The following is a 19,724-nucleotide window of genomic DNA, read 5'->3' as shown; positions in this document are numbered from 1 at the left end:
CTACTTTAGCCGCCATTTCCTGCATACAATTTAGATTAAGGAGCGAATATGCAAGAACGTTTAGTAACCTCGGCTCGTTCGGAGTCGTTGCTTAGCACGCACAAAGTGTTGCGTAATACCTATTTCTTACTTGGTTTAACCTTAGCTTTTTCCGCAATTGTTGCCACAATCACAATGCAACTTAATTTGCCAAGAATGCACTGGGGGATTATGCTTGCAGGCTTTTATGGTTTGTTATTTTTAACCAACGCTACAGCGAATAGTGCCGCAGGTATTGCCAGCGTATTTGCTTTAACTGGCTTTTTAGGCTATAGCGTAGGGACTATCTTAAATGTCTATTTAGGACATGGCATGGGGGATGCAGCAGCATTGGCTTTTGGTGCAACCGCATTAACTTTCTTTGCTTGTTCAGCCTATGTTTTAACCACTAAGAAAGATATGTCGTTTTTATCAGGAATGATGATTGCACTATTTGTGGTGTTATTAGTTGGCATTATCGCTAATATCTTCCTACAAATGCCAGCTTTAGCGTTAGCCTTAAGTGCATTATTTGTTGTATTTGCCACTGGCGGCATTTTATACTCCACCAGCAATATCATTCATGGGGGCGAAACGAACTATATTCGTGCAACTGTTGATTTATATGTTTCGCTTTACAACTTGTTCGTCAGTTTCTTACAAATTTTTGGCGTTTTAGGTCGCGATGACTAAGCTAGAATAAATTTGAAAAATGCCACAGTCTGTGGCATTTTTTGTTGCTATATACAAGCGGTCATTTTTGATGGATTTTTTGCAAAATGAATATGATTGAATTAAATGGACAACAATATCCTACCGATGAGTTTGGGTATTTAAAAAATTTAGATGATTGGAGCGAAGATTTAGCGATTGCCATTGCACATAAAGAGGGGATTGAGCTGAGCGAAGCCCATTGGGAAATCGTATTATTTGTGCGAGAGTTTTATCAAGAGTATAAAACTTCTCCAGCAATTCGTATGCTGGTTAAAGCGTTGGCACAAAAATTTGGCGAAGAAAAGGGTAATAGCCGTTATTTACAACGTTTATTCCCTGAAGGCCCAGCAAAGCAAGCCACCAAAATTGCAGGATTGCCAAAACCTGCAAAATGTTTATAAAAGAGATGGAATAATGAATAAACCGTTATCAATTTGTATTCTTCGCCTCTCTGCAATTGGGGATGTCTGTCATACGCTTGCGGTTGTTCAAGCAATTCAGCGACATTATCCAGATGCAGAAATTACGTGGATTATCGGCAAAACAGAAGCAAACCTGATGCAAGGTATTCCAAATGTAGCACTTGTTCCCTTTGATAAAAAAGCAGGCTGGAAAGGTATTTTTGCACTTTGGAAACAGCTTTCAAACAAGCGGTTTGATTTTTTACTGAATATGCAAACAGCTTTTCGATCCTCAATTTTATCATTAGGCATTAAAGCGGATAAAAAAATCGGGTTTAACCGTGATCGAGCAAGAGAAGGGCAGTGGTTGTTTACTAATCAGAAAGTAGAAATGACAAGCTCGCCCCACGTGCTAGATGGACAAATGATGTTTGCTCAAGCGATAGGTGTGCAAGATCTTTCAGCGCATTGGAATTTGCCGGTAAGTGAGCAAGCGCTAAATGATGCCGCACAGTTTATTGATTCTTCACGCAAGAATGTATTGATTGCGCCTTGTTCCAGTAAGAAAGAGAAAGATTGGTTGCCCGAACGCTATGGTGAAATTGCCCGTTTTCTGGAACAGCAGAATATTCATGTCTTAATTGCGGGGTCGCCTTCCGCATATGAGATGCAAACAGCCGCAGATATAGCAGCGCTTGCACCAAATTGTTGCAACATCGCTGGCAAAACTAACTTAAAACAGTTAACTGCATTAATTAAGCAAGTTGATTTGGTGATTTCCTCTGATTCTGGCCCAGCACACATTGCGACAACACAAAAGACACCGGTGATTGGGCTCTATGCATTGCATAATCCACGGCGTACAGGGCCTTACCAAGATTTAGATAAAGTTGTTTCGGTGTATGATCAAGCAATTCTTGAAAGTTATGGTAAACCTTGGCAGGAATTACCATGGGCGACGAAAGCGAAAGGCGAAAAATTGATGGATCGTATAACTGTTGAGCAAGTAATTGAAAAAGTGGTTGAAACCTTAAAGATAAACAGGTAGATTGTTTCTGTAATTTTTAATTTACAACACAGGAAACAAAAATGAACAAGGTCGTTAATCAAGACAGTATTCACAATGTCAATATTGAAGAGGAGTCAGTATTACTTACTCCTAAGGCACTAAAAGCAGAATTTCCACTTTCTGAAAAATTGCGTAAACAAATCGAAACATCACGCAAAGAAATTTCCGATATTATTCACAAACGTGACCCTCGTAAATTAATCGTGATAGGCCCTTGTTCTATCCATGATCCTAATGCAGCGCTTGAGTATGCAAAAAAATTAAAAGTACTTGCAGATAAATTATCAGATAAACTTTACATTGTAATGCGCGTTTATTTTGAAAAACCGCGTACGACTGTAGGCTGGAAAGGGCTCATTAATGATCCTAATTTAGATGGTAGCTTTGATGTGGAAAAAGGATTGAGAGTGGCTCGTAAATTGCTGTTAGACTTAGCAGAAATGGGATTACCGCTGGCAACTGAAGCTCTTGATCCGATTAGTCCACAATATCTTGCTGATCTGTTCAGTTGGTCTGCGATTGGTGCAAGAACCACCGAATCTCAAACGCACCGTGAAATGGCCTCCGGCTTATCAATGGCAGTAGGCTTTAAAAATGGTACAGATGGCAACTTAGGTGTCGCAATTAATGCAATGCAAGCTTCCGCCCAAGGGCATAGTTTTATTGGCATTAACCAGCAAGGGCAGGTAACGGTTTTAACCACCAAAGGCAATCCAGATGGACATGTGATTTTGCGTGGCGGTAAAACGCCAAATTTTGAAGCGAAATATGTGCAAGAATGTGAAGAAGCTCTACGTAAAGCAGGTTTACCCGAAGCGATTATGATTGATTGTAGCCATGGTAATTCCAATAAAGATTATCGCCGTCAGCCAATAGTGGCAGAAGATGCATTGCAACAATTATTGGCAGGAAATCAATCGATTATTGGTTTGATGATTGAGAGCCACCTATTCGAAGGTAATCAATCTTCCGAACAACCCTTTGAGCAGATGCAATATGGCGTATCAATTACAGATGCTTGCATTAGTTGGGAGACAACGGAAACATTATTAGAGAACTTTGCGGCTAAATTAAGAAATGCATAATTAATGATGAATGGTAGGGCAGGGATTATGATGAGCTCTGCCCATTTAAATATCAATTTTAGGGCAAGGATAGGCTTTGCTCTTTACGAAAGAATAAGAAATGAATAATCCTTTAACACCAATCCGAAATGAAATAGACCAAGTTGATCAACAACTTATCCAATTACTCGCAAAACGTCTTGAGCTGGTTGCAGAAGTTGGCAAAATCAAGCTTGAACATGGTTTGCCCTTATATGCTCCAGATAGGGAGGCTGCAATGATTGCAGCTCGCCGTGATGAAGCCGAAAAACAGGGGATTCCTGCGGATTTAATTGAAGATGTTTTACGTCGAGTGATGCGGGAGTCGTATATCAGTGAAAATCAGCATGGTTTTAAAGCGACAAATCCCGATATTCAGAAAATTGTTGTAGTGGGGGGACGAGGCAAACTTGGTGGACTGTTTGTACGCTATTTTGCACGTTCTGGTTATTACGTTGAGGTGCTTGGTGGACAAGATTGGCAGAACGCAGAATCTATTTTAAATAATGCAGATGTTGTTATTGTGTGTGTGCCAATAGATAAAACAGTGCAAGTGATTGAGCAGCTTCAACCTTATTTAACCGAAAATATGATTTTAGCGGATCTCACTTCGGTAAAAGCTCAACCATTAGCGAAAATGTTAGAGGTTCATGGCGGTGCAGTAGTCGGGCTGCACCCAATGTTCGGCCCTGATATTGCAAGCATGGCAAAGCAGGTGGTTGCATGCTGTAACGGGCGTTTTGCCGATCGCTATCAATGGTTATTAGATCAGATCCGCTTATGGGGGGCGAAGATCGAGCAGATTGATGCAACAGAACACGATCATTCTATGACTTATATCCAAGCGCTTCGCCATTTCTCAACCTTTGCCTATGGCTTGCATCTTTCCCGCCAACCAGTGAAGTTATCGCAATTATTGGCTCTCTCTTCGCCGATTTATCGCTTAGAGTTGGCGATGATTGGGCGGTTGTTTGCACAAGATGGGGCACTTTATGCGGATATTATTGCAGATAAGCCAGAGAATTTAAGTGTCATAGAGGCTTTGCAGCAAAGCTTTTCAGATAGTTTAAATTTCTTTAAACAAGGTGATAAACAAGGTTTTATCGAAACCTTTGAGCAAGTTCATCGCTGGTTTGGGGATTATTCCGAGCAATTTTTAAAAGAGAGCCGAAATTTATTGCAACAAGCCAATGATCTCCGAGTATAAATGCAAAAACGGTGCAATTTGTAAAATTTATGGCAAATTGCACCGCTTACTTTAGTGTTGTTAGTTTAGAGGCTTATCAAGCTGGATATCACTGACTAAACCTTTTTCATTGAAATAAACGAATAAGGTACGCTGGATAGGTTCTTCGTGCCCTTTTCTTTTGATGAAGACATAATCCCAGCGATCTTGCGCAAAATAGTCTTTTAATACCGGACTGCCAAGTAGGTAATGGACTTGCTCTTTATTCATACCCACTTTTAATTGATCGATATTCTCTTGTTCTAAATAGTTACCTTGTGGTACATCAATACGATACACAACTTTTTTTACTGTAGAACAAGCACTTACGCCAAGCGCAAGTAAAATCACCGCAATGAGAGACTTCATTTTCATAATCATACCTTTTATCAAAAAATTGTTGAAATAATACCTTGCTACTTGTTGCGTTGCAACTGATCACGCAAGTTGGCAGGTAAGCCTTTGATTGTGAGAGTGTCGTTTAGTTCGTCCCAAATAATGCGTTGGCTTAATAATTCGGCATCAAAACTAATGGTTACCCCTTTACCTGAACCAGAATATTTTGTGAGCGTTTTTAATGCATTGCGCACAGGTGGAATACTTTCTTCTAAATCGTACGCCTGATTTTGTGTAAAAGTAGCAAAATCTTGTTCATTTAAGTTTGGTAGGTTGGCCGACAGCTCTTGCAACGCGATTTCTTCACCGCTGTTCATTTGCCCTTTGCAGTAGTCGAATACCTGTTTTTTTACAGCTTGAGTTTGATTGCCATCTAATTCGCCTTGTTCGCAGTAGTCATGCACGGCTTGTAGTAATGTTTGGTTTTGTACTTGTGGATTTAGTCCTTCTTCCGCAGAGAGAAAGTCCATAAAGAAGTCAGCCACTTTGCGCCCAACACGTCCTTTAATAAAGGTCAGATAGCGATTCGATTGTGCATTTAGTTTTAATTCTGTCAAATTGATACGGCAAGCAATGTCATATTGTGCAATTTCAAGATATTCGGTACGTTTTACATCTAATTGTTCATCGACCAGCATCGAGGCGCGGCTATCTAACAGAGCGATGAAGAGATATTCGGTCGCAAGGAAGGTATAACGGCATAAAATAAAAGTACCGCCTGATGCAAAGGAATATTTTGCCAATTCGCTCGCAAGCATTTTGGCACTACTATGGCTAAATGGTAGAAAGTCATGTTCACCTTCTAATAAGCGATTTAACTGCTGGGCAAAAATAGATTCGTCTTTAAATACACCATAGGCTTTCGCTTTACCTTGATAGGCTTGATGTAGTTGTAGCATCATTTGTTCAACTTCAGGACTAATTGCCAGTAGTTCATTACGAAGCACGGTATCTAGTTGAGGCGTTTCGCTCTCAGCATTTTGCTGAAGTTGATGTAGGACAATTTCGGTAACAGTAATACTCATAGAGATCCTTGCAAGCGGGTTAAAAGAGAGAAAATTTTGCAAAGTATTATAAGCTATTTACAAATCTGGAAAAACCTTTCAAACTGCACGAATTAATTACACTTTTAAAGGAAATACACATGACAAAAATTATTCATACCGAAAATGCACCAAAAGCGATTGGCCCTTATGTCCAAGCAGTTGATTTAGGCAACTTAGTTTTAACGTCTGGGCAGATCCCTGTTAATCCTCAAACAGGTGAAGTGCCTAGTGATATTGTTAAGCAAGCACGTCAATCTCTAGAAAATATCAAAGCAATAATTGAACAAGCAGGATTGGCTGTGGCGGATATTGTTAAAACAACCGTGTTTGTGAAAGATTTAAATGACTTTGCTGCGGTAAATGCGGAATATGAAGCCTTTTTCCGTGAAAATAATCATCCAAATTTTCCTGCACGTTCTTGCGTAGAAGTCGCGCGTTTGCCCAAAGATGTTGGCATTGAAATTGAAGCAATTGCAGTAAGAAAATGATAATTTCGGCACGCGCTGCGTGCCTTTTTTCTAGGATTTACAATGAAATTTATCTATCCCACTTGGCAAGTGCCAAATAATATTCAAGCGTTGAGTACCACTCGTATTGGTGGAGTAAGTCAAGTCCCTTTTGACAGTTTAAATTTAGGCAATCATGTCGGCGATGAGCCACTTGCCGTGCAGCAAAATCGTAAATTATTGCACGAAGTTGCTAAGTTGCCACAAGCGCCGATTTACCTTAATCAAATTCATAGTACTAACGTTGTGCGTTTGCCGCTTTCTGAGCATAGCGATCTGAATGCCGATGCTGTTTATACCAATCAACCAAATCAGGTTTGCCTTGTGATGACAGCAGATTGTTTGCCCGTGCTTTTTTGTAGTCAAGATGGCACAGAAATAGCAGCGGCTCATGCTGGTTGGAAGGGGTTATGCTATGGGATACTTGAGACAACTGTTGCAGAATTTAAATGCCCTGCAAATGAGATTAGTGTTTGGTTAGCACCGGCAATAAGCCAAGCTGCATTCCAAGTGGGGGAAGAAGTTGTTGAACAATTTTGTGCGGTGGATAGCCAAGCACGAGCAGCATTTGTTCCCGATCCCACAACAAGCGGTAAGTTTTTTGGCAATCTTTACCAAATTGCAAATCAACGACTGAGTAAGCTTGGTATAAGCAATATATCAGGGGGAGAATATTGTACTTATACGGATAAGGAAAACTTCTTTTCTTACCGAAGAGAGCAACAAACAGGAAGAATGGCAACATTAATTTGGCGGCAGGCATAAATGAAGGGTGGAAATCCACCTTTTTCGATTTCAAGCAGTTGTGTTACAATCGCGCACTATTTTATAAGTTTAATTAAAGAAAATCATGAGCAGAAAAAAGAAAACTCGCCGTATTACCGATATTATGCCTACTCGTAAGGCTGATAAACCTGTAGTGATGCCGAAAGTTGGGAAAAGCAAAAATCGTAAACCGACACGTTATGAGTTAGATTTGTTGGCAAAAGAAGCCAAGAAAAAGCGTAAACATAAAGGTTTACCTTCTGGGTCACGCACAATTGATCCTGCCGAGCAGAAAAAAACGGAAGAGAAGGTGATAAAAGATAGCCGCATTGGTAGTAAGAAAAAAGTGCCATTAGTGGTGGAATTTATCAATCGTCCAGAGAAAAATGAATTTATTAAGCCTGTACCAGTGGAAGAAAAAGCGCGTCTTGCACCAGAACAAGAATTAGCGCAGTTAGAAAATAACGAATGCTTAAATCAGTTGCTTGATGATATTGAAGCAGGCAAAAAACTTTCTGTTGAAGATCAAAAATTTGTAGATGACTGTTTAGACAGAGTGCATGAATTGATGGAACAACTGGGTATTGTAGACGAAGACGAAAGTGAGGACGATTTATTACGCCAGTTTGAAACGATGGATGTTAATAAATTCCGTTAAATAGTATGTTACGATTTTTTCTATTAATTTTAGCGGTATTAGTCTTGCTATCGATGCTAGGTTATGCCGTTTATCTCTTTTCAAAATTGCGAAAGCAGAAGCAATTTTTTCAGCAAGCACAATATGCTAGAGGCTTGAATATTTGTGAAAGTGTGGAAATTATTGCAAAAGCAATGCAAAGTGGGCAGTGTGATTTATCTGAAGGTGTGTTACGCCTAAAGTCACTGTTAGATGTGTTGGGGCATAAATTGAGTTTGTATCCTGCAATGTGGGCGTTGTATCAGACGGTTGAAAATATGCCGATTCTGGAAGCTCGCAAACACTTAAAACGTAATGAACGAATGAAGCTAGATTTAGAACGCGAAGCGAAAGAAATTGAACTTGAAGAGTCGATCAACGCGGAATTAGTTACATTACTTGCTGAAAATGGCAAACGTAAACAAGAATATGAAAAGTTAGTGAAGTAGGTAGCAATGTCAGAGATTATCTGGGATATTGATCTCATTCAAAAATACAACCAGTCAGGTCCTCGCTATACGTCTTATCCGACAGCGTTGGAATTTAACGAATCTTATAACGATGATGATTTCAAAGCGGCAGCAGCTCGTTATCCAGATAAGCCGCTTTCGCTTTATGTGCATATTCCATTTTGCCATAAGCTTTGTTATTTCTGCGCATGTAATAAAATTATTACCCGTCATCAGCATAAAGTAGATATTTATCTCGATTATTTGGAAAAAGAGATCATCTATCGCTCTGCGTTATTCAAAAATCGCCAAGTAAGTCAAATTCACTGGGGGGGCGGTACGCCGACCTATTTAGACGAAGCCCAATCTGAGCGTTTAATGACAATGCTGAAAACGCATTTTAATGTGCGTGATGATGCTGAAATTAGTATTGAAATGGATCCGCGGGAAATTGAACTAGATATGCTGGATCACTTACGCAAAATCGGCTTTAACCGTATCAGTATGGGGATACAGGATTTCAATAAAGAGGTGCAGAAATTAGTAAACCGTGAACAAGATGAAGAGTTTATTTTCGCTTTAATGAAACGGGCGAAAGAGTTAGGTTTTGATTCGACGAATATTGATTTAATTTACGGCTTACCAAAACAGACGGTTGATAGTTTTATGTTTACTTTGGAGAAAGTGGTGGAGCTTAATCCTGATCGCATGAGTGTATTTAACTATGCCCACTTACCAAGCCGTTTTGCCGCACAGATCAAAATTAAAGATGAGATGCTGCCAGCACCTTCGACTAAACTTGATATTCTACAGCAGACGATCGAAAAGCTGGGAAATTCAGGTTACCAATTTATTGGTATGGATCACTTTGCCAAACCTGATGATGAATTAGCTATTGCACAAGCAAAAGGTGAGCTGCACCGCAATTTCCAAGGTTATACTACCCAAGAAGATGCCGATTTACTTGGTATGGGGGTGTCTGCAATCAGTATTCTTGGCGATAGCTATGCGCAAAACCACAAAGAGTTGAAACAGTACTATACTGAAGTGGAAATGCGGGGCATTGCGCTACATAAAGGCTTGATGCTGACGAAAGACGATTGTATTCGCCGTGATGTAATTAAAGGCTTAATTTGTAATTTCAAATTAGATTATGCGCTGGTTGAAAAACAGTATTCAATCGAATTTAAACACTATTTTGCTGAGGATTTGGCTTTACTTCAACCGCTTGTAAAAGATGGTTTATTAGATATCAATGATAATGGTATTGTCGTTTCTCCTCGTGGGCGTTTGCTTATTCGCAATATCTGTATGTGTTTTGATATTTATTCAAGACAACAAGCGAAAAGGCAGCAGTTTTCTCGAATTATTTAACGCAAAACAAGCGCTCAATTTTGAGCGTTTTTCTGCAAAATGGAAAGAAGAATGAAAAGATACCCATATAGTTTGCTTTCTATCGCTGTTGCAGCGGCTTGTTATAGTAGCCAGGCAGCAGCTGATTTACGCAGCCAATGTTTAATTGGCGTGCCACATTTTAGTGGTGAAGTGGTGCAGGGTGAGCAAACCCAAATGCCAATCTATATTGAAGCGGATCGGGCGGTGATTAACCAACCTCATGATGCAACTTATAGTGGAGAAGTGAGTATTCAGCAAGGGAATCGCAGTATTTTTGCTGATGAGGTACGCGTAGAACAGCATGGTGAAATGGCGCGAATGGCATATTTGCGAGGTAATTTTGATTACCGAGATAATCTTATCAATGCAAAAGGGCAAGATGCAAGTTTTGATTTAACCTCCAAGAATGCAGATTTAAGTCACGCGGAATACCAGTTAGTTGGCAGACAAGGACGAGGTCATGCACAAAGTGTTTCTGTAAGTGAAGAAACGCGAGTGCTGAAAAATGCAACTTATACTGCCTGCTTGCCAGATGATAACGCTTGGTCACTCGAAGCAAAAGAGATGGTACAACATGTGAAGGAAGAGTATGCTGAACTTTGGCACGCTAAATTCCGAGTGCTGGATGTGCCGGTTTTCTATTCGCCATATTTGCAATTTCCTATCGGTGATCGTCGCCGCTCAGGTCTGCTTTTACCTACCAATGTTGGGCATTCAAGTCGCGATGGATATTCTTATGGGCAGCCTATTTATTGGAATATTGCGCCAAATATGGATGCCACCTTTACTCCGACTTACTATAGTAAGCGCGGTTGGCAAGTGAGTCCTGAATTTCGCTACTTAACCGTTTTGGGTGAGGGTAAAGTTGCTGCTGAATATATGAATAAAGATCGCTTAGATGAGTGGACGGATAAAGGCCGTTCACGGCATTTACTTTTTTGGCAGCATAAAATTAATTTCTTAAGTAACTGGCGTTTTTCAGCCGATTATACACGGGTAAGTGATCGACGTTATTTTTCAGATTTCGATTCTGAATATGGTAATAGTACAGATGGTTATGCGACACAGAATTTTAAATTAGGTTATTATCAGCCAAATTATAATGTGTCGATTGCGGCTAAAAAATTCCAGACGTTTGATGAGTCTGGTGTGAAGCCGTATCGTGTTTTTCCGCAGATTGAATTTAACTATTATCAGAATGATTTGGTCAAACACGGTGATTTCCGCTTCTTTAGCCAACTTTCACATTTTGCAAATGATAGCAAAGAGATGCCAACTGCATGGCGTTTGCATGCCGAGCCAATGTTGAATTTTCCGTTTGCTAATCGTTATGGCAGTATTAATTTGGAAACCAAATTGTATGCCACCCATTATTGGCAAAAAAGTGGTGAGGGGGATAATGCCGAGCAAGTTGAACGTCGGGTGAGTCGCGTGCTACCTCAAGTGAAGGTTGATTTTAAAACGACCTTAGAGGCAGAGAAGCAGATTTTTAATGGCTTTACGCAAATATTAGAACCGCGAGTGCAATATTTATATCGTCCCTATAAAGATCAGCAAAATATAGGTTCTAAACGTCAAGATCATTTAGGATTAGGCTATGATTCTGCTTTATTGCAACAAGATTATTATTCGTTGTTTAATGATCGTCGCTATAGTGGTTTAGATCGTATTGCCTCGGCAAATCAAACTACCGTTGGCGCAACAACACGCTTTTTCAGTGATAAAACCGGTGCTGAGGTATTTAACTTTAGTGCGGGACAGATTTACTATTTTAATCCATCGAAAATTGATGACATTAGTGAAAATAGTACAGCTAAGCGTTCATCCTCTTGGTCGTTGGAAGCGAACTGGAAGTTCCATCCAAAATGGAATTGGCACGGTAGTTACCAATATGATACGCGTTTAAATGAAAGCTCATTGGCAAATATGTCGTTACAATTTAAGCCAAAAGAAAATAACTTAATTCAGTTAAATTACCGTTTTGCGAGTAAAAATTATATCAACCAAAACCTAAGTACAAATCGTTATGATCAAGATATTAAACAACTTGGTGGTGTTGTTGGCTGGGAATTAACTGATAAAGTTTCCATGATGGTGAGCCATTATCACGATATTGCCTTGAAAAAACCGGTGGAAAGCCAGCTATCTCTGACTTATAACACTTGTTGTTGGAGTGCAAATTTATATGCTGCGCGCCGTTTGACTGCGACCCCAACCGGTCGAAGCGATACCATCAACGATTTCTATTATGATAATCGCTTTGGTGTGAACTTTGAGTTACGCTTTGGCGGTAATTATAGTAGTGGTGTGCCGAGAATGCTAAAACGAGGTATGATTCCTTATACACAGGCATTTAATATTAATTAATAAAAACGTGTCATTCATAACATGAATGGCACGTTTTTCTCTATGACCCAAAGTAATGGGAACCAGTTCTCACAAGCGGTCAGTTTTACGCTATTTTTTTACAATTCATCAAAATAGTTATCGCCCCAAGTTTGTTCTGCAAGATTGAGTAAGTTAGCAAAATCTTGGTAGCTGGGCATAGTTTGATCAGCAATTTGCTGTTTGATTTCACTATTTAATTTTTGCCGTAACGTTTCATACCATTCTAGCAATGGTAACGGCAGTGGGGATTTTGCCCGTTTTCCCAGCCAATATAAACCTTGAAATGGAATACTTAATGCAAATAACGCTGTTAAGAAGGCGCTAGCGAAAGTAGATTGCTCTGGATCCGGGAAAAAATATTGCCAACAAATGGCAAAACAAGCAAACGCAGGCATTGCTTTTCCGGCAAATTTAACTAGGCGGATTAGACGATAATCAGGCATAAACAGATTAAGTTTTTTCTGATTGGGAAACGTATTCATATAACGTTGCCCCGCTTGAATGGTTGTTAGCATAAGTGCGATTCCGTCAAAATGATGGCGTATTGTAACGAAGTCGTAGAAATCTACAATAGAAATCACCACTAACAGTTGCTATACTTCGCAACATTTTTAACAAACCCGTTGAGAATTTCAATGCCGATTAATTTTCAATCTCTATTCCAAGATACTTGGAATTTCGTTCGTAACCGGGCACAATTTACTTTATCTGCTGTTGTGCTATTAGCCGCGTTACAAATTGGAATTAGCTTAATTATTCCTCGTTCTACATTCTTAGAGGCGGCTGAAGGAAGCGCTATTCATGAACAGATGAGAGCTATTGATCTGTTGATACCTTCAATGCTTTCCATGCTCGTTATTGTTTTTGTAAATGTATTACTGATCTTAAATATTAAATCAATTAATAACGGTGATTATCGAACCTTTCTGCATAATGCAGCTAGCGCTTTTAGTTTATTTCTGCAAGCCATTTTATTAACTGTAGTACAAGTCTTTCCAATCTCTTTAGGGCTTGCTTTTGCGTTGTTTCCTACACTTGGCGATAGCGCGCCTTTACTTGCAATGCCTGTCATGTTAATGGGATTATTTGTATTCATTAAATTAAATTTGGTGATTTATGCATATTTAATTGAAGAACCAAGAAAAACCTTGGGGGCAACGTTAAAATTTACTTGGGGACTCAGTTATGGACGTATGTTGCCATTAATTATGTTTACTGCCATTATCTATTTTATTCCTACTGCATTGAGCTCTGTAGTGGGGGCATTTAGTGCATTTGGTACATTTGGCGTAATTCTCGCTCAAGCATTGAATGCCTTTGTGAATTTAGTGATGGTAATTTTTAGTTTCCGTTTTTATCAAAGTTATCGCCAATAGAGGAAAAATGAAACAACTACTTGATTTTATTCCACTGATTTTGTGGTTTATCGTTTATAAAAGCCATGGCGTGCAAGAGGCAGCTCTTGTTCTTGTTATTGCGACGCTTATTCAGCTGATTTTACTTAAAGTGCTATATAAGAAAATAGAAAAAAACCAATGGATCATGGGAATTGCCGTTGTTTTCTTTGGCCTGCTGACAGCTTATTTTAATGATCTTGCCTTCTTGAAATGGAAGGTGACGATTGTCAATTTAATCTTTGCCTCAATTTTATTAATTAGCCAGTTTGGTTTTAACAAGCCATTAGTACAGATGCTCCTCGGTAAAGAGTTAAAACTGCCTCTAGCCATATGGAAAAAACTCAATCTTGGCTGGGCTAGCTTTTTTATTCTGTGTGCGGGGCTAAATATTGTAATCAGCGAATTTTTCTCAGATGATGCATGGGCAAGTTTTAAAGTGTTTGGCCTAACTGGGCTGAGCTTACTTGCCGTCGTTGCAACAGGGATTTTTCTCTACCCACATTTGAAACAACTAGAACAAAATAAGGAAGAAAGTAATGACAGAATCTAACGAAAGACCACACGGTAGCCTAGTATTGAGAACCTTAGCAATGCCTGCAGATACCAACGCCAATGGCGATATTTTTGGTGGCTGGTTGATGTCACAAATGGACTTAGGAGGCGCTATTCTCGCTAAAGAAATAGCGAAAGGGCGAGTCGTGACAGTATGTGTTGATAAAATGGTTTTTCTCACTCCCGTTTCGATTGGTGATGTAGTTTGCTGTTATGGCAGTTGCACTCGCGTTGGTCGTTCATCAATGGATGTGAAGGTTGAGATTTGGATTAAAAAAGTTTATGACGGCACAGGCAGACGTACGAAAGTAACAGAAGCACATTTTACCTATGTTGCGGTGGGAGAAGATAAAAAGCCACGACCAATTCCGCGCGAAAATAATCCTGAATTAGATCAAGCATTAGCGCTAATTGAACGCCATTCAAACTAAGTAAGGAGAAAACAATGATGATGTATTACGTAATTTTTGCCCAAGATTTACCAAACAGCTTAGAAAAGCGCTTAAGTGTGCGCGATAAACATTTAGCACGTTTACAAGCATTACAAGCGGAAGAGCGTTTATTAACTGCAGGGCCGAATCCCGCGGTTGATAGCTCAACACCAGGGGAAGCCGGTTTTAGTGGCTCAACAGTAATTGCTAAATTCCCTTCGCTAGAGGCGGCTAAAGAATGGGCGAGCCAAGATCCCTATGTTGAAGCAGGGGTTTATGGCGATGTTATTGTAAAACCATTTATCAAAGTATTTTAATTTTCCTAGGGGCAAGTCAAATTGCCCCTATTTCGATTTTGGCGCTATGGAATCTCTACTTTTTCAATCAGCAGAACAAAAGTTACAAACATTGTTTTCCTCTCAACGCATTCCTGACATTTTGCAAAATTCTGCGCAAATTGCACCGCTTGTAAAGGCAATTGCTATGTCAGATTTTGTCTATACCACTTTGCAAAACCAACCTGAATTGCTAACAAAATGGTTAGAGATGCCGCCTACTGAGCAACATTGTGAACATTATTCTACTCGTTTACATCAGCTGCTAGATTCTGTTGAAACAGAAGAGGAATTACATTCTACGCTGCGCCATTTTCGTCATCGAGAACTGGCAGCACTCAGCTATTTGCAATCCAACAACCCTCATTTAGTTCAAGTTGTTTTTGAAAAATTATCTGAATTGGCAGAAGCATTGATTATTAATGCTCGGGACTGGTTATTCACTCGTCTCTGTCAAGATTATGGCACACCAATGAATGAACAGGGCGAAGTGCAGGAATTCATCATTATTGGCATGGGAAAATTGGGAGGTCGCGAGCTGAATTTTTCCTCGGATATTGATTTGATTTTTGCTTACCCAGATATGGGTGAAACCACTGGTGGGCGTAAGCCAATGGAAAATAGCAAATTTTTTACTCGCTTAGGGCAGCGTCTTATCCAAGCTCTTGATCAGATAACAGAGGATGGTTTTGTGTATCGTACGGATATGCGTTTGCGTCCATTTGGAGAGAGTGGCGCTTTAGTGTTGAGCTTTACCGCGATGGAAGATTATTACCAAGAACAGGGTCGAGATTGGGAACGCTATGCGATGATCAAGGGGCGGATTTTGGGTGAAAATTTGCAAAATCATAATCATCGCTATTTATCACAAATGTTACGTCCCTTTGTTTATCGCCGTTATTTAGACTTTAGCGCGATTCAATCACTGCGTGAGATGAAATTAAAAATTAGCCGAGAGGTTGCTCGCCGAGGATTGACCGAGAATATCAAACTTGGTGCAGGTGGTATCCGAGAAATTGAGTTTATCGTACAAGCATTCCAGATGATGCGAGGAGGCAGGGATAAGATCTTACAACAACGCAGTTTACTCAAGGTATTGCCGCATCTAGCCGAATTAAAATTGCTTTCAAACGAGCAAGTCGCACAATTGCAGCAAGCTTATCTCTTTTTACGATTAGTGGAAAATAGTTTGCAGGCAATTGAAGATAAGCAAACACAAACATTGCCCCATGATGAAAAAGAACGTGAAATTTTAATTTATCTTACTAAGCAATATCTTGCTTCAACAGCAAAAGAAAATGTGCACTCTTGGCAAGATTTTCTGGCTGTACTTGCCCAGCATCAGAAAAATGTGCGAGCTATCTTTAATGAATTGGTAGGGGAAGAAGATGAAAGCGAAAAGAGTGACGAAAAACAAACATATGCCGCTTGGCGGGATATACTGCATTACCAAATTACTTTAGAAGAACTTGTCGTAAATTTACGTGCTTACACAGTGCAAGAAAAAGATTATGCAGAGATCTTTCAGCATCTTTCAACAATCTTACAAGAATGGCTTAAGCGTCCAATTGGCGTAAGGGGGCGAGATGTTTTACGTCAATTAATGCCGAGAGTTGTTGATCAGATTTTTAGTCAGCAGGATTATTTAGTATTGCTCCCACGTATTTTGAAAATCATCGATCAAATTGTGACTCGCACGACCTATTTGGAACTTCTCCTTGAAAAAGAGCAAATTCTGCCACAGCTCCTTAGTTTGTGTGGTAAATCGGTGATGATAGCTGAACAGATTGCGCGTTTCCCAATTCTACTTGATGAACTGATTGTTCAAAAAAGTTTAACGCGTGTGATAGGTTTAGATGAATATCCTGCCGCATTACAAGAATACCTAATGCGTATTCCCGAAGAAGATGAAGAAGCTTTAATGGATAGCTTACGTCAATTCAAGCAGAGCCAAATTCTGCGCATTGCGGCTGCCGACATTCTAGGGGTATTACCGGTGATGAAAATTAGCGATCATTTAACCTATCTTGCGGAAGCCATTATAGCCGTAGTGGTTAAATTAGCATGGCAATCGGTAGCTCGTCGATTTGGAGTTCCCGAACATTTGCAAGATGCGGCACAAGATTTTGTGGTGGTTGGCTATGGCAAATTAGGGGGGATTGAACTCGGCTATAACTCCGATTTGGATCTGGTATTTTTGCATAATGCGCCAGAAAATAGCGAAACCCAAGGGGGGAAAAAATCTATTTCCGCACATCAATTTTATTTAAAGTTGGCGCAGAAGATTAACGGCATTTTTAATTTAAATACTGCGGCAGGCGTGTTGTATGAAGTGGATATGCGCTTGCGCCCGTCTGGAGAAGCAGGACTGTTAGTTAGCACCTTTGAGGCGTATGATTTTTATCAGAAAAATGAGGCATGGACATGGGAAAACCAAGCATTAGTGCGTGCTAGAGCGGTTTATGGTTCGCCTGAATTGCGTCAAAAATTTGCACGAATTCGCCGAGAAACGTTATGCCAAAAGCGTGCAAGCGGTCAATTAAGTGAGGAAATTTGCAAAATGCGGAGCAAAATGCATATGCATTTTGCGAAAAATCAGTCGGATGTTTTCCATTTAAAAAATGACCGAGGTGGCATTACAGATATTGAATTTATCGCCCAGTTTTTAGTGTTAAATTATGCCGCATATTATCCAGATATGGCGGTTTGGTCAGATAATGTGCGGATTTTTGACAGTGCGATTGCATGTGGCATTTTAAGTGCCGAACAAGGCGAGCTGCTCAAGCAGTGTTACATCTGTTTACGTAATAGGGTGCATCAGCTTAATTTACTTAATCAAGAAAGTTATGTCGTTAAGACAGAGTTTGCAACAGAACGTGAAATTGTCTGTCAGATATGGAACAATCTCTTTTCTTCTCTTAAACAGGAGTAAGTTATGAAATTTCCCTCAAAATTAGCTTTAATCAGTAGTGCATTACTACTTTCTGCTTGTGCTTTAACCCCAGAACAAAAAGCGGTGCAAGAAGCGAAACGCTTACGGGCAGAGCAGGCTTTACAAGTTAAACTGGCAAGACAATGTGATACTGAAGCTGCACAGTTATTACACCAGCAATTTAACCCACCCTTAAGCCAAACAGAACAGCAAAAACAAGAATTTGAACAACGTTATGCAGAAAAAATAGGTCAGCCAATGTTTCAAGCATGTTATAAGTTGGCACTTGAAAATTACAAAGCTCAAGAAGAGCTAGAGTATATGCGCCAACGTTATTATTGGGATGATTATCCTCGTTGGGGATGGCGTCGTTTCTGCTATAGTTGCTGGTAATTTTAGGTAACTACACAAAAGTTTGGTAAAATTCTGACTGGCTTAAGTGAGGGGCAGCTAATAGCCAGTCTGAATGCTCAGTAGTCCCTAAATCAAACGAAAGTTTGATAGTTAATTTCCTCAATATACATAGTATGATCAAAAAATCCTCTTTGTTAGCCTTGTTGAGTGTATGGTGCTTTTCGCTAGTCGTGAGGGCAGAAACAATAGCAACGCCGTTAAGTTATTTAGTCGCGATGTCACAAGCTCAGCAACAGGCGAATTACGAACAATTTTATCTTTTCCAAGAAGGGCGTTCTCTTGAGTCATGGCGGTATCGCCATGTGCATTGGGATAATCAGCAATATGCCCAGTTGCTCAGTTTAGATGGTTCACGTGAAGAATTTTTACAGCAAGATAATTTAGTTGGCTATTTTGGCGATTTTCAACCCTTTAGCTTACAAACAAATAAAATTTTAGATAACCGTCCAATGGTGCTGTATGGTGATTTTAACCGTTTGGAAGGGTATAGTTTTATTGATATGGGTAAAGATCGTATAGCTAATCGAGTAGCCCGCCAAATTCGTATCGTACCGAAAGATGAGTTTCGCTATCAATATCGTCTTTGGATCGATGAAGAGAGCAAATTACTGCTAAAAAGTGAATTGCTCGATCGTGAACATAATGTGCTGGAGCTTTTCCGTGTGATTAATTTGCGTCTAGATGATCAGCTGTTGGATATGGTTGATGCTATTCGTCCGCTGATTTTATCTCCAATGATTCCAAGTAAAGCCCCAATGAATAGTGATAACTTAAGCTGGCAGCCTAAGTGGTTACCGAGAGGTTTTAGATTGCAATCGGTAGCGCGGGAACAGTTGCCTGATGGAGAAGAAGTTGATAGCCAGTTGTATAGTGACGGATTATTTTCTTTTACTATCTATTTGTCAGATAGCAAAGAATTGCCATTAAATGAGCATACTTGGCAAGATGGAAAAACAACCGTTTATACACTGAGTCTTGCGCAAAAAGATTTAGTACTTGTCGGTGAAATACCGCTTACAACGGCACAGCATATTTTGCAAAATATTAAAATAAAACAACCGCTTGAAAAATAAGGATAAATAAAATGATGCTTGAACAAGCTTTAGTCTTGCGCTACCAAAATGGCATTGCTACAATCCAAACCTTTGCCAAAAGTGGCTGTGGAGGTTGCGCAGCAGAAGGTTGTGGGACGAAATCATTATCCGCGTTAGTGGGCGAAAAACGTGAGCCACAATTTGATATTGTCGTGAGCCAACATTTAAACAGTGGTGATCAGATTGAAATTGGGATCACTGAAAATCATTTACTGCTTTCAGTTTTTTGGCTATATGCAGTGCCATTATTTGTGTTAATTGCAAGCACATTGCTCTTTTCAATGTGGTTTGCTAATGAACTTGTGATTGCTGGATTAATTTTATGTAGCACTCTTGTTGCATTTATCAGCATCAAAAAAATAATAAAACGCCAAATAATCAACGGCTTAAACCCGATATTTGTGCGTAAACTTTAGGG

The 19,724-nt window shown here is 39.7% G+C and carries 22 protein-coding genes; 19 read left to right on the top strand and 3 right to left on the bottom strand.

The features are described 5' to 3' along the window. Positions 1-48: 48 nt before the first annotated feature. The 5 genes from EDC51_RS03170 to tyrA all read left to right on the top strand — a co-directional run bounded on the left by EDC51_RS03170 (position 49) and on the right by tyrA (position 4,512). Positions 49-711: a Bax inhibitor-1 family protein gene (locus EDC51_RS03170; RefSeq protein WP_015432857.1), complete on the top strand. Its 663-nt coding sequence runs from the start codon at positions 49-51 to the stop codon at positions 709-711. A gap of 86 nt (positions 712-797) precedes the next feature. Next, the gene (locus EDC51_RS03165; protein WP_015432856.1) at positions 798-1,133 is read left to right on the top strand and encodes a TusE/DsrC/DsvC family sulfur relay protein; all 336 of its coding nucleotides are present in this window, start codon (positions 798-800) and stop codon (positions 1,131-1,133) included. Between the two features lie 13 nt (positions 1,134-1,146). Next, positions 1,147-2,181 carry a glycosyltransferase family 9 protein gene (locus tag EDC51_RS03160; RefSeq protein ID WP_409360070.1) on the top strand — a complete coding sequence of 345 codons (1,035 nt, stop codon included), beginning with the start codon at positions 1,147-1,149 and terminating at the stop codon, positions 2,179-2,181. Between the two features lie 41 nt (positions 2,182-2,222). Beyond that, complete coding sequence (locus tag EDC51_RS03155; RefSeq protein WP_064318944.1) at positions 2,223-3,287, top strand: 3-deoxy-7-phosphoheptulonate synthase; 1,065 nt, start codon at positions 2,223-2,225, stop codon at positions 3,285-3,287. 100 nt (positions 3,288-3,387) lie between these two features. Further along, positions 3,388-4,512 carry a bifunctional chorismate mutase/prephenate dehydrogenase gene (tyrA, locus tag EDC51_RS03150; protein WP_015432853.1) on the top strand — a complete coding sequence of 375 codons (1,125 nt, stop codon included), beginning with the start codon at positions 3,388-3,390 and terminating at the stop codon, positions 4,510-4,512. 60 nt (positions 4,513-4,572) lie between these two features. Here the strand turns inward: tyrA and bamE are convergent, their stop codons facing one another. Further along, positions 4,573-4,905 (bottom strand): outer membrane protein assembly factor BamE, encoded by a 333-nt coding sequence (gene bamE / locus EDC51_RS03145; RefSeq protein ID WP_015432852.1) that lies wholly within the window; start codon positions 4,903-4,905, stop codon positions 4,573-4,575. A 41-nt stretch (positions 4,906-4,946) separates the two neighbouring features. Then, complete coding sequence (yejK, locus tag EDC51_RS03140; protein ID WP_015432851.1) at positions 4,947-5,951, bottom strand: nucleoid-associated protein YejK; 1,005 nt, start codon at positions 5,949-5,951, stop codon at positions 4,947-4,949. A 119-nt stretch (positions 5,952-6,070) separates the two neighbouring features. Here yejK and EDC51_RS03135 point away from each other — a divergent pair, with 119 nt between their 5' ends. The 6 genes from EDC51_RS03135 (at position 6,071) to lptD (ending at position 12,130) form a co-directional block, all read left to right on the top strand. Beyond that, positions 6,071-6,460 carry a RidA family protein gene (locus tag EDC51_RS03135; RefSeq protein ID WP_015432850.1) on the top strand — a complete coding sequence of 130 codons (390 nt, stop codon included), beginning with the start codon at positions 6,071-6,073 and terminating at the stop codon, positions 6,458-6,460. Between the two features lie 42 nt (positions 6,461-6,502). Beyond that, positions 6,503-7,243 carry a peptidoglycan editing factor PgeF gene (pgeF, locus tag EDC51_RS03130; RefSeq protein WP_131928148.1) on the top strand — a complete coding sequence of 247 codons (741 nt, stop codon included), beginning with the start codon at positions 6,503-6,505 and terminating at the stop codon, positions 7,241-7,243. 85 nt (positions 7,244-7,328) lie between these two features. Then, positions 7,329-7,901, top strand: a complete 573-nt coding sequence (yihI, locus tag EDC51_RS03125) for a Der GTPase-activating protein YihI (RefSeq protein ID WP_131928147.1) — start codon at positions 7,329-7,331, stop codon at positions 7,899-7,901. Between the two features lie 5 nt (positions 7,902-7,906). Further along, positions 7,907-8,368 carry a DUF2489 domain-containing protein gene (locus EDC51_RS03120; protein WP_015432847.1) on the top strand — a complete coding sequence of 154 codons (462 nt, stop codon included), beginning with the start codon at positions 7,907-7,909 and terminating at the stop codon, positions 8,366-8,368. A gap of 6 nt (positions 8,369-8,374) precedes the next feature. Continuing rightward, positions 8,375-9,742: an oxygen-independent coproporphyrinogen III oxidase gene (gene hemN, locus EDC51_RS03115; RefSeq protein WP_131928146.1), complete on the top strand. Its 1,368-nt coding sequence runs from the start codon at positions 8,375-8,377 to the stop codon at positions 9,740-9,742. 51 nt (positions 9,743-9,793) lie between these two features. Next, positions 9,794-12,130, top strand: coding sequence for an LPS assembly protein LptD (gene lptD / locus EDC51_RS03110; protein WP_170169263.1), 2,337 nt, complete (start codon positions 9,794-9,796; stop codon positions 12,128-12,130). 98 nt (positions 12,131-12,228) lie between these two features. Here lptD and yfbV read toward each other — a convergent pair whose 3' ends face one another. Continuing rightward, positions 12,229-12,666, bottom strand: a complete 438-nt coding sequence (gene yfbV / locus EDC51_RS03105) for a terminus macrodomain insulation protein YfbV (RefSeq protein WP_015432844.1) — start codon at positions 12,664-12,666, stop codon at positions 12,229-12,231. A 120-nt stretch (positions 12,667-12,786) separates the two neighbouring features. On the opposite strand from yfbV, the gene EDC51_RS03100 reads away from it, so the two are divergent. From EDC51_RS03100 to EDC51_RS03065, 8 genes are all read left to right on the top strand, one after another. Next, positions 12,787-13,527 carry a hypothetical protein gene (locus tag EDC51_RS03100; protein WP_131928144.1) on the top strand — a complete coding sequence of 247 codons (741 nt, stop codon included), beginning with the start codon at positions 12,787-12,789 and terminating at the stop codon, positions 13,525-13,527. A gap of 7 nt (positions 13,528-13,534) precedes the next feature. After that, a complete protein-coding gene (locus EDC51_RS03095) occupies positions 13,535-14,098 on the top strand; it encodes a septation protein A (protein WP_025266943.1) in 564 nt (187 codons plus the stop codon). Next, positions 14,085-14,531, top strand: coding sequence for an acyl-CoA thioester hydrolase YciA (gene yciA, locus EDC51_RS03090; RefSeq protein WP_025266944.1), 447 nt, complete (start codon positions 14,085-14,087; stop codon positions 14,529-14,531). Before EDC51_RS03095 ends, yciA begins: the two co-directional genes overlap by 14 nt. 20 nt (positions 14,532-14,551) lie before the next feature. Further along, entirely contained in the window at positions 14,552-14,848 is a 297-nt protein-coding gene (locus tag EDC51_RS03085) for a YciI family protein (RefSeq protein ID WP_025289530.1), read from the top strand. A 46-nt stretch (positions 14,849-14,894) separates the two neighbouring features. Next, the gene (gene glnE / locus EDC51_RS03080) at positions 14,895-17,798 is read left to right on the top strand and encodes a bifunctional [glutamate--ammonia ligase]-adenylyl-L-tyrosine phosphorylase/[glutamate--ammonia-ligase] adenylyltransferase (protein ID WP_131928143.1); all 2,904 of its coding nucleotides are present in this window, start codon (positions 14,895-14,897) and stop codon (positions 17,796-17,798) included. 3 nt (positions 17,799-17,801) lie between these two features. Next, positions 17,802-18,191, top strand: a complete 390-nt coding sequence (locus tag EDC51_RS03075; RefSeq protein WP_131928142.1) for a hypothetical protein — start codon at positions 17,802-17,804, stop codon at positions 18,189-18,191. A gap of 134 nt (positions 18,192-18,325) precedes the next feature. Beyond that, a complete protein-coding gene (locus EDC51_RS03070) occupies positions 18,326-19,285 on the top strand; it encodes a MucB/RseB C-terminal domain-containing protein (RefSeq protein ID WP_131928141.1) in 960 nt (319 codons plus the stop codon). Positions 19,286-19,296: 11 nt separating this feature from the next. Then, positions 19,297-19,722, top strand: a complete 426-nt coding sequence (locus tag EDC51_RS03065) for a SoxR reducing system RseC family protein (protein WP_131928140.1) — start codon at positions 19,297-19,299, stop codon at positions 19,720-19,722. Positions 19,723-19,724: the final 2 nt, after the last annotated feature.

Source organism: Bibersteinia trehalosi, assembly GCF_004346205.1.
GTDB classification, from domain to species: Bacteria; Pseudomonadota; Gammaproteobacteria; order Enterobacterales; family Pasteurellaceae; genus Bibersteinia; species Bibersteinia trehalosi.
Note: the sequence above shows the minus strand (reverse complement) of the source record. Positions and strands in the feature narration are given on the sequence as shown.

Excerpts from the sequence above, each read along its gene's own strand:
- EDC51_RS03170 (WP_015432857.1), top strand. The coding sequence starts at position 49 with ATGCAAGAACGTTTAGTAACCTCGGCTCGTTCGGAGTCGTTGCTTAGC.
- EDC51_RS03165 (WP_015432856.1), top strand. The coding sequence starts at position 798 with ATGAATATGATTGAATTAAATGGACAACAATATCCTACCGATGAGTTT.
- EDC51_RS03160 (WP_409360070.1), top strand. The coding sequence starts at position 1,147 with ATGAATAAACCGTTATCAATTTGTATTCTTCGCCTCTCTGCAATTGGG.
- EDC51_RS03155 (WP_064318944.1), top strand. The coding sequence starts at position 2,223 with ATGAACAAGGTCGTTAATCAAGACAGTATTCACAATGTCAATATTGAA.
- tyrA (WP_015432853.1), top strand. The coding sequence starts at position 3,388 with ATGAATAATCCTTTAACACCAATCCGAAATGAAATAGACCAAGTTGAT.
- bamE (WP_015432852.1), bottom strand. The coding sequence starts at position 4,905 with ATGAAAATGAAGTCTCTCATTGCGGTGATTTTACTTGCGCTTGGCGTA.
- yejK (WP_015432851.1), bottom strand. The coding sequence starts at position 5,951 with ATGAGTATTACTGTTACCGAAATTGTCCTACATCAACTTCAGCAAAAT.
- EDC51_RS03135 (WP_015432850.1), top strand. The coding sequence starts at position 6,071 with ATGACAAAAATTATTCATACCGAAAATGCACCAAAAGCGATTGGCCCT.
- pgeF (WP_131928148.1), top strand. The coding sequence starts at position 6,503 with ATGAAATTTATCTATCCCACTTGGCAAGTGCCAAATAATATTCAAGCG.
- yihI (WP_131928147.1), top strand. The coding sequence starts at position 7,329 with ATGAGCAGAAAAAAGAAAACTCGCCGTATTACCGATATTATGCCTACT.
- EDC51_RS03120 (WP_015432847.1), top strand. The coding sequence starts at position 7,907 with ATGTTACGATTTTTTCTATTAATTTTAGCGGTATTAGTCTTGCTATCG.
- hemN (WP_131928146.1), top strand. The coding sequence starts at position 8,375 with ATGTCAGAGATTATCTGGGATATTGATCTCATTCAAAAATACAACCAG.
- lptD (WP_170169263.1), top strand. The coding sequence starts at position 9,794 with ATGAAAAGATACCCATATAGTTTGCTTTCTATCGCTGTTGCAGCGGCT.
- yfbV (WP_015432844.1), bottom strand. The coding sequence starts at position 12,666 with ATGCTAACAACCATTCAAGCGGGGCAACGTTATATGAATACGTTTCCC.
- EDC51_RS03100 (WP_131928144.1), top strand. The coding sequence starts at position 12,787 with ATGCCGATTAATTTTCAATCTCTATTCCAAGATACTTGGAATTTCGTT.
- EDC51_RS03095 (WP_025266943.1), top strand. The coding sequence starts at position 13,535 with ATGAAACAACTACTTGATTTTATTCCACTGATTTTGTGGTTTATCGTT.
- yciA (WP_025266944.1), top strand. The coding sequence starts at position 14,085 with ATGACAGAATCTAACGAAAGACCACACGGTAGCCTAGTATTGAGAACC.
- EDC51_RS03085 (WP_025289530.1), top strand. The coding sequence starts at position 14,552 with ATGTATTACGTAATTTTTGCCCAAGATTTACCAAACAGCTTAGAAAAG.
- glnE (WP_131928143.1), top strand. The coding sequence starts at position 14,895 with ATGGAATCTCTACTTTTTCAATCAGCAGAACAAAAGTTACAAACATTG.
- EDC51_RS03075 (WP_131928142.1), top strand. The coding sequence starts at position 17,802 with ATGAAATTTCCCTCAAAATTAGCTTTAATCAGTAGTGCATTACTACTT.
- EDC51_RS03070 (WP_131928141.1), top strand. The coding sequence starts at position 18,326 with ATGATCAAAAAATCCTCTTTGTTAGCCTTGTTGAGTGTATGGTGCTTT.
- EDC51_RS03065 (WP_131928140.1), top strand. The coding sequence starts at position 19,297 with ATGATGCTTGAACAAGCTTTAGTCTTGCGCTACCAAAATGGCATTGCT.